Annotated in this window: 9 protein-coding genes; 6 read left to right on the forward strand and 3 right to left on the reverse strand. The window is 42.0% G+C overall.

The window, feature by feature from the left end; genetic code table 11:
- The first annotated feature begins 16 nt into the window (after positions 1-16).
- Together FSB76_RS27865 and FSB76_RS27870 are read left to right on the forward strand one after the other, a co-directional pair.
- On the forward strand, positions 17-1,777 hold the full coding sequence (locus FSB76_RS27865; protein WP_147059323.1) for an ABC transporter ATP-binding protein: 1,761 nt from the start codon (positions 17-19) through the stop codon (positions 1,775-1,777).
- Positions 1,778-2,164: 387 nt separating this feature from the next.
- Positions 2,165-2,710 (forward strand): REP-associated tyrosine transposase, encoded by a 546-nt coding sequence (locus FSB76_RS27870; protein ID WP_090652938.1) that lies wholly within the window; start codon positions 2,165-2,167, stop codon positions 2,708-2,710.
- Between the two features lie 288 nt (positions 2,711-2,998).
- Here FSB76_RS27870 and FSB76_RS27875 read toward each other — a convergent pair whose 3' ends face one another.
- Positions 2,999-4,954: a glycoside hydrolase family 97 protein gene (locus FSB76_RS27875; protein WP_147059325.1), complete on the reverse strand. Its 1,956-nt coding sequence runs from the start codon at positions 4,952-4,954 to the stop codon at positions 2,999-3,001.
- 698 nt (positions 4,955-5,652) lie between these two features.
- On the opposite strand from FSB76_RS27875, the gene FSB76_RS27880 reads away from it, so the two are divergent.
- Positions 5,653-6,357, forward strand: a complete 705-nt coding sequence (locus FSB76_RS27880) for an NUDIX hydrolase (RefSeq protein WP_147059327.1) — start codon at positions 5,653-5,655, stop codon at positions 6,355-6,357.
- Positions 6,358-6,369: 12 nt separating this feature from the next.
- Here the strand turns inward: FSB76_RS27880 and FSB76_RS27885 are convergent, their stop codons facing one another.
- Positions 6,370-8,499, reverse strand: coding sequence for a sensor histidine kinase (locus tag FSB76_RS27885; protein ID WP_147059329.1), 2,130 nt, complete (start codon positions 8,497-8,499; stop codon positions 6,370-6,372).
- Between the two features lie 124 nt (positions 8,500-8,623).
- Here FSB76_RS27885 and FSB76_RS27890 point away from each other — a divergent pair, with 124 nt between their 5' ends.
- The 3 genes from FSB76_RS27890 to FSB76_RS27900 all read left to right on the forward strand — a co-directional run bounded on the left by FSB76_RS27890 (position 8,624) and on the right by FSB76_RS27900 (position 14,014).
- Positions 8,624-9,073 carry a response regulator gene (locus tag FSB76_RS27890; protein ID WP_147059331.1) on the forward strand — a complete coding sequence of 150 codons (450 nt, stop codon included), beginning with the start codon at positions 8,624-8,626 and terminating at the stop codon, positions 9,071-9,073.
- 97 nt (positions 9,074-9,170) lie between these two features.
- Positions 9,171-12,758: a PKD domain-containing protein gene (locus tag FSB76_RS27895; protein WP_147059333.1), complete on the forward strand. Its 3,588-nt coding sequence runs from the start codon at positions 9,171-9,173 to the stop codon at positions 12,756-12,758.
- 239 nt (positions 12,759-12,997) lie between these two features.
- Complete coding sequence (locus tag FSB76_RS27900; protein ID WP_147059335.1) at positions 12,998-14,014, forward strand: PorP/SprF family type IX secretion system membrane protein; 1,017 nt, start codon at positions 12,998-13,000, stop codon at positions 14,012-14,014.
- A gap of 163 nt (positions 14,015-14,177) precedes the next feature.
- Here FSB76_RS27900 and rpoN read toward each other — a convergent pair whose 3' ends face one another.
- On the reverse strand, positions 14,178-15,653 hold the full coding sequence (rpoN, locus tag FSB76_RS27905) for an RNA polymerase factor sigma-54 (protein ID WP_147059337.1): 1,476 nt from the start codon (positions 15,651-15,653) through the stop codon (positions 14,178-14,180).
- Positions 15,654-15,714: the final 61 nt, after the last annotated feature.

The following is a 15,714-nucleotide window of genomic DNA, read 5'->3' on the forward strand; positions in this document are numbered from 1 at the left end:
AAAATATTATCACAAAATGAATTACGATCTTAACCAGCTTAGTAAAACGGCCCCAAAAACATCCACCTGGGCAGGCCTTGGCAAGCTGATCCGACTGATATCGCACGAGCGGCGGATACTTATCATGGCGCTTATTGCCATACTAATAAATTCCTCACTCAACCTTTTAGGGCCTTTAATTATAGGCCGCACCATTGATAAATATATCCGGTATAAAGATTTTGCCGGCGTTATTCACAATGGCATATTGTTATTGTGCATGTATGCCGTTGCGTTGTTTACCAGCTATAAACAAACCACGCTAATGGGCGGTGTAGGGCAGCGCATGCTGTTTACACTGCGCAATTCCATCTTTAACAAGCTGCAGCAATTGCCCGTTGGCTTTTTTAACCAGAATAAAGCGGGCGACCTGATATCGCGTGTAAATAATGATACCGATAAGCTGAACCAGTTTTTTTCACAATCGCTGATGCAGTTTATCAGCAATATATCCATCATGATAGGGGCGGGTATATTTTTACTGTTGATTAACCCCGAGCTGGGGGCTGCGGCGCTATCGCCTGCGATAGTTATTCTTGCTTTAACGCTGATACTATCGCCATGGATAAAACGAAAAAACGTGGCGAGCTTAAAAAGTACCGGCGGCCTGAGTGGCGAGATACAGGAGAGCCTGAACAATTTTAAAGTGATCATCGCCTTTAACCGCCGCGATTATTTCAGGAAACGTTTTGGCATTGCCAATACCGCAAACTACAAAGCGGCTATTGGGGCCGGCCTGGCCAGCACTGTATTTATACCCGTTTATGGTTTTTTTGCCAGCATGGGGCAGCTTATTGTGTTGTCGTTTGGTATTTATCTTATCGGTAAAGGGCTTTTTACTATTGGTATCCTGGTAAGTTATTTATCATACGCTACTAACTTTTACAACCCTCTAAGGCAGTTGGCAGCTCTTTGGACGAATTTTCAGCTGGCTATGGCCGGGTGGGACAGGATATCGCAGATACTCTCCTTAGAGAGCGACCTGCCGCAACTACCGGTTGGCATTACCGAACCTAATGCCGCATTACTTGAATTCAGGAACGTACATTTCAGTTACGATGAAAGCAAAGAGATACTGCACAATATTAATTTTAAGCTGGAGCGAGGCAAAACCTACGCCCTGGTTGGCCCAACAGGCGGCGGTAAAACCACTACGGCATCGTTAATAGCCCGCCTGTATGATCCATCAAAAGGCCTGGTATTGCTGGATGGCAAAGACATCCGAACTTATACCGCCGAAGAGCGCAGTCTTAAAATAGGGTTTATTTTGCAGGAGCCGTTCTTGTTTAGCGGCACTGTGAAGGAGAATATCCTGTACAGTAACGATATGTACAGGGAACATACCAACGAGCAATTAGAAAAAGTAATAACAGATGCCAACCTGGGCAGCCTGCTGGCTATATTTGAGAACGGGCTGGAAACCCCGGTACTTTCAAGCGGCGACAGCATCAGCCTGGGGCAAAAACAATTAATAGCGTTTATGCGCGCCGTACTGCGTAACCCGCAGATACTGATTTTGGATGAAGCCACCGCCAACATTGATACCATTACCGAAAAACTGCTGAGCGATATCCTGAACAAACTGCCCGAAACTACCACCAGGGTAATTATAGCCCACCGCCTGAACACCATTGAAAATGCCGACGAGATTTTCTTTGTAAATTCCGGCGAGGTGATCCGCGCAGGTGGCTTAAATGAGGCGATTGATATGCTGCTGCATGGGAAGAGGGTGAGTTAGGGGGAAGGAGAGCCAAGAATTAAGAGCCAGGAATCAAGACGGGAGTGTCTTAGATTATATGCCGGTTAAATCGTTTTTAACTTGATGCAAAGAGGTAGAGGCAGTCTCAAAATGTCATACTAACTAAAGGTGCGGTGCCTCGTAGAGGTTACCTGTTTGTAGCAAAATAAAAAAAATAACCTTTGCCCCGTAGGGGTTACCTATCTCAACATTAAAAGCTATTACATGAGGTAATGGAGTTTAAACATAATTTCCCTTACGCTACATGCTTTTTGGCTGTCGCGTTATCCGTAAGGTTATGCCGCTGCCGCGAGTTTAGCTTAAGCGTAACTCGTGGTATGCATAATTTAAGCTTCCAGCTTAAATTTAATTTGTTAATTTAACCTCATGAGCAGCAATTACAAGTTTCGTAACCAGGAATGTTTATACTTTGTAACTTTTACGGTTGTAAGATGGATAGATGTATTGACCAGGAGAGCGTATAAAGATATCATTGTAGAAAGCCTTAAGTATTGTATAAAACATAAGGGGCTTCAATTACATGGCTGGGTTATTATGAGTAACCATGTGCATTTAATTATCAGTACAAATGATAAGCCTATGCAGGATATTTTGCGGGATGTTAAGAGGCACACTTCAAAAGCGATAACCAAAGCTATTATTGAAAATGTGCAGGAAAGCAGGCGCGAATGGATGCTGTGGTTTTTTGAACGTGAGGGCAAGAGTAACCCCAATAACGAAAATTACCAATTTTGGCAACAAGGTAATCATCCTATAGAAATATATACAAACAAAGTACTTGATCAGAAACTTGATTATATACACAATAACCCGGTAACAGCTGGCTGGGTTGATGAACCACACCATTTTCTTTACAGCAGTGCAAGAGACTATGCCGGAGGTAAAGGCTTAATTGATATTATATTGGTTTAGTGCTGTAATTTAAGCTGGAAGCTTAAATTATGCGTGCCACGAGTTACGCTGCGCTAAACTCGCGGCAGCTTTAGCTAAACTCGCGGCAGCGAAAAATTGAAGCAAAACAAAACTTTATACTTGCCCTGAAATTTGGCTACATCGAAAACTATGGCGATGAAGTGGTAAAATTGTTGCAGAGCCCGGACCTGCAGAATCCTAATTAAACGCTGCCAAAACGCAAAATAACCCGGATGGTAATTCATCCGGGCTATCCAATTCTTCGACCACGAGGCACTAAAAAGAAACTTATTTTAACTCAGCCGCGAAACCGCCATTACGTACCATGGTAATGGTCATTTTATCGCCGGCTTTTACCTGTTTGGTTTTACGGCGGTAATCCATAGCCTGGGTACCCGCGTTTATGCCATCCTCAAACCAGGTCACGGTATAGGTTTTGTCTTTATCCAAAAAGTCGAAAGTGAGTTCCAACTCCCTGGTTTTTTCTTTGCCATTGGTTATGCCGCCAATAAACCATTTTTCGCCCTTGCGTTTGGCTACCACTGCAACCTGGCCGGCATCAGCAATTAATGCCCGGGTTTCGTCCCAGGTGGTAGGCACACTGGTTATAAATTCGGTGCAATCGGCGTTGCGGTAGTAAAGCGATGGGTTATCGCACAGCATTTGTACACCGCTTTCAAATACCACGTACATAGCCAGCTGGTTAACCCTGGTGCCTATGGCGGCCGCATTGGGGCGTTGCGCACTGTAAACGTTAGGCTGCATGTTTATCATGGCGCCCGGGGTGAAATCCATAGGGCCAACGGCGTTACGCATAAATGGCAGGTAAGTGCTGTTATCGGGCGAACAGCCGCCCATTTGTTCGAGGCCGCGTACACCTTCGTACGATATAAGGTTTGGATATTTATATTCGAGGCCTGCAGGTTTAAAGGCACCATGAAAATCAACAAAAACCTGGTTCCTGGCCGCTTCTTTAACTACATCTTCATAGTACTTTACCATCCATTGGTCGCTGCGGTCCATAAAGTCAATTTTAACGCCTTTAACGCCCCATTCGTGGAAGGTTTTAAACAAATCCATATTGTTATGTACGGTAAGCCAAGTGAGCCATAAAATAATGCCCACATTTTTTTCCTTACCATAACGGATTAGCTCTTTCAGGTCTACCTTCGGATTGGGCGTATACGGATCGGTTGTGCTTTTGGCCCATCCCTCGTCCATCACAATGTATTTAACGCCGTATTTGGAGGCAAAGTCGATATAGTATTTGTAGGTATCCAAGTTATAGCCCGACACAAAGTTTACATCGGGCCCGTAAGGAGTGGCATCGTTCCACCATTCCCAGCTGGCCTGGCCCGGTTTAATCCACGTGGCGTCGCCAATAACGCTTTTTGACGATAACCTTAACGTCATGGTGTTTTCTAACAGTTGCTTATCGTTTTTAGCTATTACAAAATACCGCCAAGGAAAATTACGGGTGCCGGATGTTTTGGCAATATAATCTGCCGATTTTAAGATCTTTTGGCTCCGGTCGCCGTCAGGGCCAAATTCCAGCGGAACTTTTGGAAACGTAGCCTCGGCACCGTTGCTGCCGGTACCTTTTAAAAACATAGCCGGATAATCGGAAAGGTCGGCTTCGCTGATCAGTATTTTATAGTTTTGTTTGGTATCTATTAACGCCGGGAGGGTCGACATTTTGTCGGCCGGTTTCCATGCAGCTGATGAAACGTGGGTATAAGCATCTTCATAAGAGGTTTTAAAGCCACCCGGCTGCTGCAGGGTTAACGCGTAATCTTCAGGGAAGTTTATACCGAAATCCTCGTTCATTACCGTTACATCTCCCTTTTTTAAGGTAATGAAGCGGTAGGCTATCCCATCATCAAAAGCACGAAACTCTACCGAGTAGTTTCCTTTAAAGTTTAATAACACGGCATTATAAATGCTTTTAACGGTCGAGAATTTGAGGGAGACGTATGGTTTGATGGTTTCTTCGCCATGTATACGCTTTGAGTTCAGGAGTTTGGGGTTTTCGCCTAAGGTAACATCATTAAGATTAAGCCCCAGGTGGCTTTTGGTAAGCAGTTGTTTACCATTGCCATATACGGAGTAATATATTTTATCGCCGGTAGTTATGGTTACTTTAAGCTCGCCATTGGGCGAGGCCAGATCAATAGGTTTGCCCTGGGCAAATAGGCTGCCCGTGGCAACAGATAACAGGAAAATGCAACATAGGTATTTTTTCATAAAAAGGATAAAGGTGTAATTTATAAACGACGGTTTTATTGGTAAATTCATGTAAGTATTGGCTGTGCCAATGGTGCGCTGCTAATTTAGTACAGGCAATGATAACGACGCATTGCCGGTCACTTTTTATCAATAGCCAAAGTTAATGTTAAGTCGTTAATATAAAACCCGGCCGGTGGTCGTGCAATGCGGGTTAATCATCCTGGTGCCAGGGATAACCGGGCTTATGTGCTGTTTTTTGAAGCCTATATCACTGGTGATAAAAGTAGCTTTGAAATAGTAATTGGTTGATAATTTGTGTTTTAAATAACACTCTAAGCCTATGGGGTGATGTCCGCTCCCCGGTTTTAATAATAAGCTGCCGTAAAACTTTCATGATACCTTTTAATACCGAAATGTATACGCCGACAATAAATATGTACAAATTAACAAAAATGGTAAAAGGATAATTTAATCTTTTGCCACATTACCCGCAATAGCCATATGTGATAAAGGCGTTGCATATGTATCACTAAAGTAGTTGCAAAGGCACTTGAAAGATGCATCACTGATGCTGGTTTTAAAATTCAGAGAACTGGGATAAACCTGATATTACGGGGATATACACCCGATAATAACTTCTTACAAAATAGTTGTCGGATTAACACTAAATAATTGCATAATTATTTTTACACTTGCAGATAAACTCTAACTAAATTATGCAGAAGTATAGCGGCCAGAAACGCATTTTAGTGGCTACCGATTGTATCATTTTTGGATTTGACGGCTGGAATATCAAATTATTGCTGGTTCAGCGTGGCCTTGAGCCCGAAAAACATAAATGGAGCCTGATGGGCGGCTTTATTCAGCCCTCAGAATCGCCGGACGATGCCGCTAACCGCGTTTTGGAATTACGTACCGGGCTTAAAAATGTGTACATGGAGCAGTTTCGCGTTTTTGGCAGCCCCGACCGTGACCCGGTTGAACGTACGCTTTCTATAGCTTATTTTGCATTGATAGATATTCACCAATACGAAAAACAATTGAGTGAAGAATATCACCCTGAATGGTTTTTACTGGATGAAATGCCCGATTTAATTTTTGACCATGCCCAAATGGTTAGGCTGGCACTGAGGCAGTTGCGCTATAAAGCAGCGCTTCACCCGATACTATTTCAGCTTTTGCCCGAAAAATTTACCATCCCGCAATTGCAGGCATTGTACGAAGGTGTTTATCAAACTAAATTCGACGACAGGAATTTCAGCCGCAAACTTTTATCAACCGGTTTGTTGGTTAAGCAGCCCGAAAAGGATAAGCTATCCTCAAAAAAAGGCGCGTTTTATTATAAGCTCGATCAATCGCACTACGAACAAAATTTCGAGTCGTTTTTAAACCTTGTGCCAAACCCTGAGAAGTTTTTTTAAGGAATGCGGATATCAGGCCAGGTTTTTAGGCAATAATATGCTGAACGTTGTGCCCTTGCCCGGAGAAGATACCACTTCAATGCTGCCCTGGTGCTTTTCGATGATCCCGAATACAATTGATAAGCCCAGGCCTGTACCTTCGCCTACATCTTTGGTAGTAAAAAAGGGTTCAAAAATACGGTTTTTAGTCTCGTTATCCATACCTATGCCTGTATCGGTAATTTCGATGGAAATATGACCGGGCAGTTCGCTGGTTGTTATCAGCAGGCTATCCGCATCATGCTGTTCTTTTGCTTTAATAGCATGTATGCTGTTTGCAATGAGGTTTATTAACACCTGGTTAATTTTTCCCGGATAGCAGTTTATTGGTTTGATATTGTTTAAAACGGTTTTAACCTCGATGTAATAGGGGATGGTACTTTTTAAAATAAGCAGGTTGGCCCGTATGGCTTTATTAATATCAAGTTTTTTTATAATCAATTCATCTGTACTGCTAAATGTAAACAGGCTTTTAACAATTTCGGTGGTACGTTTGGCACCCTCTTCAATGCCGTTTAGTAATATGTTTATCTCATCCCTTATAAAATCGGGGTTGATGCTTTGCCTGTAGGCCTGCGCCGCACCAATATATTCTGCGCTATCGGGGTTATTTAAAACATCATTGTATTTAGCAAGCAAGGTGAACAACTCATCCAAATCAAGGCGCAAAGGACTAATGTTTGAGCTTACAAAGTTGATAGGGTTATTAATTTCATGCGCCACACCAGCTGTTAGCCTGCCCAGGGAAGCCATCTTTTCGGTATCTACCAACCTGTGCTGCGTGCTTTTAAGGTTATCAATAATTTTCGACAGATCTAAATTGGTACTTATCAATTCACTTGTACGCTCTTTTACCTTATTTTCAAGCAAAATATTTTGTTGAATAATTAAACGTTGATTTTCCCGGGCAACCGAAATGGCAAAGTTCTGTGCTTTCATTTTTTCGTTCCGGTATAAGTTAATTTTATCGGCCAATGCCCCCGAAAATAAAACTATCCCGATAACTAAACTTAAAGGTGTAAGGTTGGCAGTAAAAATAGTATAAGGAATTACGTCTTTAGTTTGCGCGGCCGATATTAGTATGCCAATAAAAAGAGTTCCCCAGCCCAGCATAAATAATTTGGCAGGTTTAAAGCCCTTGAAGTACAAATAGCAGCCTATAAAAAGCATATAAACAGCGGTGAAAATAATTATAATGTTGATGAAGCCATAAGCAAGCGTGACGTGTTTGCTGAAAATTACGATAACAATAACCATATAAATTGCCAGTAACAACAAATTAATATGGTAGCTTGCTTTCAGTTTTTCTTTTAACTGTAAAAACTCGCCGGCAAAAAGCAAGGTAAATACGCCAAAACCCACCCTGGCCAACGGGATAATGTAATTGTTAAGGGTAATTTTATCGCCCGACAGGTAGCTTCCATATCCCCGCGTAAAGGTTAGCGTTAACCCCATAAACACAATGTAAAAAACGTAGTAGAGATAACTCAGATCGCGTATAATAAAAAAAAGCATTAAGTTGTACAATACGCTGATCATAATAGCACCCACAAATGCCGCAGTAACTACGTTCTCGATATTTTGATTCCGGAAAAAAGACCACTGGCTATAAATTTTTATGGGAATTACCGACCATAAACTACTTTTAACACGCAGGTAAATTGTTTTTGATGAGCCGGAGGGGAGTGGCAGGCTGATGCTGTTTGGGCTTTGCAATTTCGACTGGCCGGGCCCGTCGCTTGCCGTTAAATGGCAGATCTTATTGTTCTGGTTAACATAGTACAAATCAAATGCATCAATGATGCCCGGGCCGGTGTTTATTAATATATTTGGCTCGTCATCGCTGTTTTTAATGGTAACCTTTAACCAGACAGCCGAATTAAAAAGTCTTAAAATTGGCAGCGAATTCGGACTTTTTTTAAACGCATTACTTTTTAGCACCTGGTTTACTGTCCATTTCCCCGATGGATCTTCCAGCTCATAAAAATAATTGCTGCTTAGTAGCCTTGACTGGTTGTTGCCGATAACAAGCGTATCTGCATTGTGCGCAAAAGCTATAGCATTTTGGAGTAGTAAATATGCTGCTAACAAAAATTTCTTCATATTTACCTGTTGTAATTTTTTGATAGCGCAATATTTGCTAAAAAATGAGCAAAAATTAAAACTTTCTATAAATTTACTGTACAAACCAATTATTTAAACCAGTTTTTTACCTAAGTTTTTTGCTATGCCCGTTGGAGTGTTGTATGTTGATGATGAGATAAATAATTTAAATAGTTTTAAAGCAGCCTTCAGACGGAGTTTTAATATATATACAGCTCAATCGGCAGCCGAGGGGTGCCAGCTACTGCAAACTTACGAGATAGGTGTTATAATAACAGATCAGCGTATGCCGGTTACAACCGGTATTGAATTTTTGGAATCAATTTTACCTTTATATCCCGATACCATTCGTATACTTTTAACCGGTTTTTCGGATGTTAACGCGGTAATGGATGCAATTAACCGCGGGCAGGTTTACAAATACCTTGTAAAACCGTGGCAAAACGACGAGTTAAAAATTTACATTCAAAACGCCATAGAAATATATGAGTTGCGACGGGAAAATAAAGAACTAACCTATAAATTGCAGATAGCAAACCTCGAACTTGAGTCGCTTCAAAAAACCGGGGGATAGTTTAGTTCTGAGACAAGTTTAACGGTCATTACGCTACGCATTAATTATCTGCACATGTTTAGTTTTCCAAATCACACGTTTCAAAGCTAATATCGACATGAAAACGATTTGCAAAGCTTATTTGTGTGATTGTTTATGTTTAGCGGTACTTAATAGTCTCAAATCTCAAATATCATATCTCATATCTGTTGTTCTTTTTTTTGTATTTTTTAATTCGGGTGCAAAGGCGCAAAATGGTTTCTCGAACCAGGGAACCGAATTCTGGACGGTATATATGGATCATATCGATCCACCTACCACAAGCGATCCTAACGGCACTGTAAGTAAAATGGATCTTTATATTACCGCCGATGCAGATACCAAGGTAACGGTTGCCATTGCCGATGGTACTTTTTCGCAAAGCTACGATGTGGTTGCCAGGCAAATACTTACTGTTGTAATACCCCCAAGCGCTTTTATCGATAAGCAGGGATTAAGTTTAAAAGGTATTCATATCACAGCACAAAAGCCGGTTGCCGTTTATGCCCACATTTTTGCGCAAAGCGTTTCGGGCGCTACCCTTTTACTGCCTGTAAATGTGCTGGGTAAAGATTATCTTTCTATTAATTACACCCAGCAATCCAATTCGCTCAGCAGCGAAAAAAGGCCATCTTATTCCACATTCGCGGTTATTGGTACCGAGGATAATACTACAGTAGAAATAACACCAATTACGTACCTGCTTAATGGCGAGCCTCCCGGAAAGCCTTTTACTGTAATTTTAAACAAAGGCCAGGTGTACCAGGGGCTGGCTAATAACGATTTAACGGGTACGCGCATTCGTACTATAAGCACACAGGCGGGCACATGTAAAAAAGTGGCCGTTTTTTCGGGCAGTTCAAAAATACTTATCGGTTGTATCACCAAAAATAATACATCTGATAACCTTTTTCAGCAGGTTTATCCCACCGGTGCCTGGGGCAAAAATTATATTACTGCTCCCTTAAAAAGTCGTTATTATGATGTTTTCAGGATTGTAAAAAGCGACCCTAATACAACCGTAAACCTAAACGGCACTAATCTTTCACCTTCGGATTTTGTAAACGGGCTTTATTACGAGTTTAATTCAACCCGTCCGAATGTTATTAAGGCCGATAAACCTGTGCAGGTTGTTCAGTATGCCGTAACTCAATTTAAAACAATTAACTGCATTGATACCGCGCTTGATATAGGCGACCCTGAAATGATTTATCTTAACCCACTTGAACAAACGCTTGATCATGTTACCTTAAATTCAACCGGCAATTTCAGGATTGCCAATAACTATATTAATGTAATTATAAAAACTGCTGCCGTGCCCACTTTTGCGCTCGACGGTAAACCGTACACTGAATTTACTCCGGTTAGCAATAGTCCGGATTATTCATATGCCCAGATATATGTTTACAATGGGGTTCACCACATCAGCGCATCTGATGGTTTTAACGCCATTGCATATGGCTTCGGTAATGCCGAATCATACGGTTATGCTGCTGGTACCAACCTGAAAAATCTAACCCGGTTTATTGCTTTGGACGACCCCAAAACCAATATAACTTCATTAAACGGCTGCTCTGGCGTAAGCTACAAAATACAATTAACCCTGCCCTACAAAACAACACACATCAAATGGGATTTTAAAAATGGCATTACTTACAACGATAGCAACCCGGTTGTAAAATCAACGTCGGTAAAAGGCGGGCAAACATTATATTTATATGAGTATGCAGCCGATGAGGTTTATAAAGCCGGCGATTACACCATATTGGCTACTGTATTTAACCCTGTTGCCGATGAATGCGGCTCGGACGAAGATGTGGAGCTGGACTTCAACATCTCTGATCCGCCTGTTTCAAAATTAAACTTTTCGGGGGTATGTTTGGGCGATACCACATTTTTTAGGGATACATCGGTAACTAACGGCCGCGAAATTAAAACATGGCTGTGGGATTTTGGTGATGGACATACCGACGTGGTGCAAAACCCATGGCACGTGTATACAAAGGCCGGCAATTACACAGTGAGGCTTACTATTGCTAACGAAAACGGCTGTGCCGATATATCGGATGCTGCTACTGTCAGCATCAGCAATTTACCTGTGGCAAACTTCGAAGCAGCTGCATCCGGGTGCCCTGCACAGGATATAACTTTTACAGATCAGTCTGTTGCCGGCGATGGGGCAATTTCAAAATGGATATGGGATTTTGGGGATAGCACGGCTGTTGTAATAAAAACAGATAAATCTCCTTTTACGCACGTTTACCCGGTTGGCGGCACTTACAATATAAAGTTAACAGTATTGAATGCCAACGGGTGTGCCGGCCCGGTTAAACAAAAAACTATAGTGATAACCCCGCTTCCGGTGGTTGATTTTATTTTACCCGACGCGTGTGTTGCTGATAATGTTCAATTTAAAGACAGTAGCATTATAGCCGACCATACGGAGAATGAGTTTATTTACCATTGGAATTTTGGCGACATTAACGCCACCGCTGCCAATAATATATCTGCTGAGAAAAATCCCCTGCATCATTATACCCAGGCACGTGATGACTACCAGGTAACTTTAACAGTAACTTCAAAATATGGCTGTAGCTACACCAAAACCAAAACCTTTGTGGTTAACGGCGATATTCCTAAAGCAAACGTGGTATTAAAAGACCCATCGGCAGTATGTAGTAATAAGGAGGTTTTCTTTGAAAACCGGTCGACAGTTAATTTTGGAAATATAACCCGGCTGGAGGTTACTTTTGATGTGGCAGATGCTTCATCGTTAAGGGTGTATGAACATCCTGCTTATGGGCAGCAACTGCGCTACACTTATCCCATATTTACTGATGGCGACCGTACCTTTAATGTGCATGTTGCGGCCTACTCGGGTGGCGTGTGTGCTAATATCCAGGAATTTCCGGTAGTTGTAAAAGCTACGCACGTTATTACTTTGACACAAGTACCGTCAATTTGCCCCGAAGCTACACCGGTACAGCTTGCGCCTTTAAGTATTATAGGGCAGCAGGGTAGTGGAGCGTATTCAGGTAAGGGCGTAAGTGGGGCTGGCTTATTTAGTCCGGCGGTTGCCGGTACAGGCACTGCCGAGGTAAGCTATATTTATACTACTCCAAATAGCTGCCCTGATACTGTGAAACAACAAATTATGGTATACCCATCACCTACAGTAAGCTCAGCCGGGCCACTAACCGTGCTTGAAGGTGCCACAATTACCTTGAATACATCGGCGACGGGCCATAACCTGAGTTATAAATGGTATCCGGCCGTAGGCTTAGATCACGATGATGTATTAAACCCGGTTGCAAGCCCTACAGAAAATACCAGTTACCGGTTAACCGTAACATCGGCAGAAGGTTGTTCAAGCTCGGCCGATGTTATGGTGAAAGTTTTAAAATACCTGGTTATCCCCAATGCTTTTACGCCTAATGGCGATGGCAGAAATGATGTTTGGGATGTAAAATATTTAGATGAGTATCCTAATAACACTGTCGAGGTGTATAACAGGTACGGTGAAAAGGTGTTTTCATCAATTGGCTACCCTGTGCCATGGGATGGCAGATACAAAGGGAATTACCTGTCTCCGGGGACTTATTATTACATTATCAACCCTAAAAATGGCCGTAAAGTGGTGTCAGGAAGTGTAACGATTATGAGGTAGGCAATTATGTTATAATGCTTATAAAATTTACGTAAAAACTAAAACATCGATATTTTAATAAATTCTATCGATAGAATATGCAATAGATACAGAGAAAGATTATATTCGTCAATTGGTTATAGAGCGCCCTGTACCGGTAAATAGAATGTTTTTTATTTACCGCCGGGAACGTGTCATCACATCATGAGCCTAAACCGGACGCATGCATTTGGTTTTTGTAGCCATCATAAGATAAATTAATGAAGAGATTTTTATACGCGATTGTTTTTTTTATTACGGGTGTACAATTTGCCTATGCACAGCAAAAGCCTCAATACACCCAGTATATTTTTAATAACTACCTGCTAAACCCGGCTCTAACCGGGATTGAGAATTATACCGATGTTAAAGCAGGTTACCGAAGCCAATGGACTGGCCTTGAAGGTGCGCCCACAACCGGTTATTTAAGCATCAACGCGCCCATTGGCGATAGGTTTGTGCAGGGCGATGCTACGGCTTTCCCGGCAAGTGGCGGGCTTAACCCCTCAAGCAGACTGTATACCCAGCAGTACCAGGCTGCAGAACCTCATCACGGCATTGGCTTGACGCTTGTATCTGACAAAACAGGCCCCATAAGCCAAACAACTATCGATGCCACCTATGCTTATCATTTAGGCCTTACCGATAGGCTGAACCTGGCAGTTGGTGTATCGGCGGGGGTAAGCCATAATGTGCTTGATCGCGCGGCCCTTCATTTTGGTGGGGTAGATGACTCTGATCCTATCCTGGCTAACCTAAACACCAATCAGTGGAAACCCGATTTAGGTTTTGGAGTTTGGGCTTATGCTTCTGATTACTTTTTTGGTGTGTCGGTACAGCAAATACTGCCGCAAAGCCTGTATGTAACCGGATCTTCATCGTTAAATAAAACAGTACCTCATTATTTCTTTACGGCGGGTACTAAGCTATTTTTGTCTGATGATGTTACGCTTATCCCGTCGGTATTGGTTAAAGTTATACAGCCAGTGCCTACTACATTTGATGTAAACATGAAAGTATCGTTCCAGGACAAGTTTTGGTTAGGCGGCTCGTATCGCCGCAGCGATTCTTTTGCGGCCATGGTTGGTTTCAACCTTAGCTCGTTTATAAATGTAGGTTACTCTTATGATTTTACCACTTCGGCATTAAACACCGTGAGTAACGGATCGCACGAAATAGTTATCGGCATACTGCTTAACAACCGTTATAAGGTCACCTGTCCGCAGCATACGTTTTAGAGGTGCAGATTTCAGATGTGCAAATGATAGGATCTCGTTATAAATATAAAATGCCCTGATCGAAAAATCCGGGCATTTTATATTTATATCATTTTGTAATTTAAAATCTGCACATCTGAAATCTGTCATCTGCACATCTATAATCTGTCATCTGCACATCAAGCTACAGTTCTCTGCGTAGCCTTGCAACCGGGATATTCATTTGCTCGCGGTATTTGGCTACGGTGCGGCGGGCTATGTTATAGCCGGCATCTTTTAATATATCGGTCAGTTTTTCATCGGCAAGCGGATGGCGTTTATCTTCTTTACCAATATGCTCTTCTAATATCTTTTTAACTTCTTTATTAGATACCTCTTCGCCGCTTTCGGTTTGGATGGCTTCTGAGAAGAAGGATTTTAGCAGAAAAGTACCAAATTCCGTTTGAACATACTTGGAGTTGGCCACGCGCGATACGGTACTGATATCCATATTTATCCTGTCGGCAATATCCTTCAGGATCATCGGTTTCAGGTTTTTATCATCACCCGTAAGGAAAAACTCGTACTGATATTGCATAATTGCATTCATTGTTTTAAGCAATGTTTGCTGCCGTTGTTTAATAGCATCAATAAACCATTTGGCCGAATCGAGCTTTTGCTTTACAAACTGCACCGCTTCTTTTAGCTTCTTATCTTTTTGCGATGCCTTATCATAATGTTGAAACATCTCCTGGTATGAGCGGCTTACACGCAGTTCGGGGGCATTTTTGGAGTTTAAGGTGAGTATCAACACGCCATCGTTATTGGTGATGTGAAAATCAGGTATCACCTGCATTTGTTTGGTGTTAATCTCGTTACTGTCGCCTGGCTTAGGGTTCAGTTTTAAAATTTCATTGATAACGCCACGCAACTCGTCCGAATCCATGTTTAACGATTTTTCCAGCTTATCGTAATGCTTGCGGGTAAATTCGTCAAGGTATTGCTCAACAACAATAATTGCCTTTTTTATGATTGGGTCGTTAGGATCTTTTTTACGAAGCTGGATAAGCAGGCATTCCTGCAGGCTGCGCGCACCCACGCCGGCCGGGTCAAAGCTCTGGATCACTTTTAACATGTCTTCAACTTCTTCATCTTCGGCCATTACGTTTTGCGAAAAGGCGAGGTCGTCGGTAAGCGACATGATAGGGCGGCGCAGATATCCATCATCATCAAGGCTACCAATGATTTGTTTACCTATCCTAAAATCTTTATCGCTTAGCGGCAACAAATCAAGCTGTAGTTGCAGGCTTTCAAAAAACGAGCTTTGTACAGCAATCGGGATCTCTTTTCGCTCATCCTCGTCATCACCGTTTTGGTCATATCGTGATCCGTAATCATTTACATTGTCGTCCTGTAAATAATCGTCTATGTTAAACTCATCCATTTCACCCTTTTCTTCATCGCCATTAAAGGTGTCATCGTCAGGGTCGCGATCCGGGTATTCTTCAACAGGCTCATTCAGGTTTGTCAAACTCAAATCTTCAAGTGCGGGATTTTCTTCCAGCTCTTCTTTAATACGGGTATCAAGGGATACGGTAGGCACCTGCAGCAATTTAATAAATTGAATTTGCTGTGGAGATAGCTTTTGTAAGAGTTTTTGTTGAAGGTTTTGTTTTAGCATAGTTAAGACGTGTCCAAAAATACATCAATTACCGTTAACTTTAAAATAACTTACGGCAAAT

This window comes from Mucilaginibacter ginsenosidivorax, assembly GCF_007971525.1.
Lineage (GTDB): Bacteria > Bacteroidota > Bacteroidia > Sphingobacteriales > Sphingobacteriaceae > Mucilaginibacter > Mucilaginibacter ginsenosidivorax.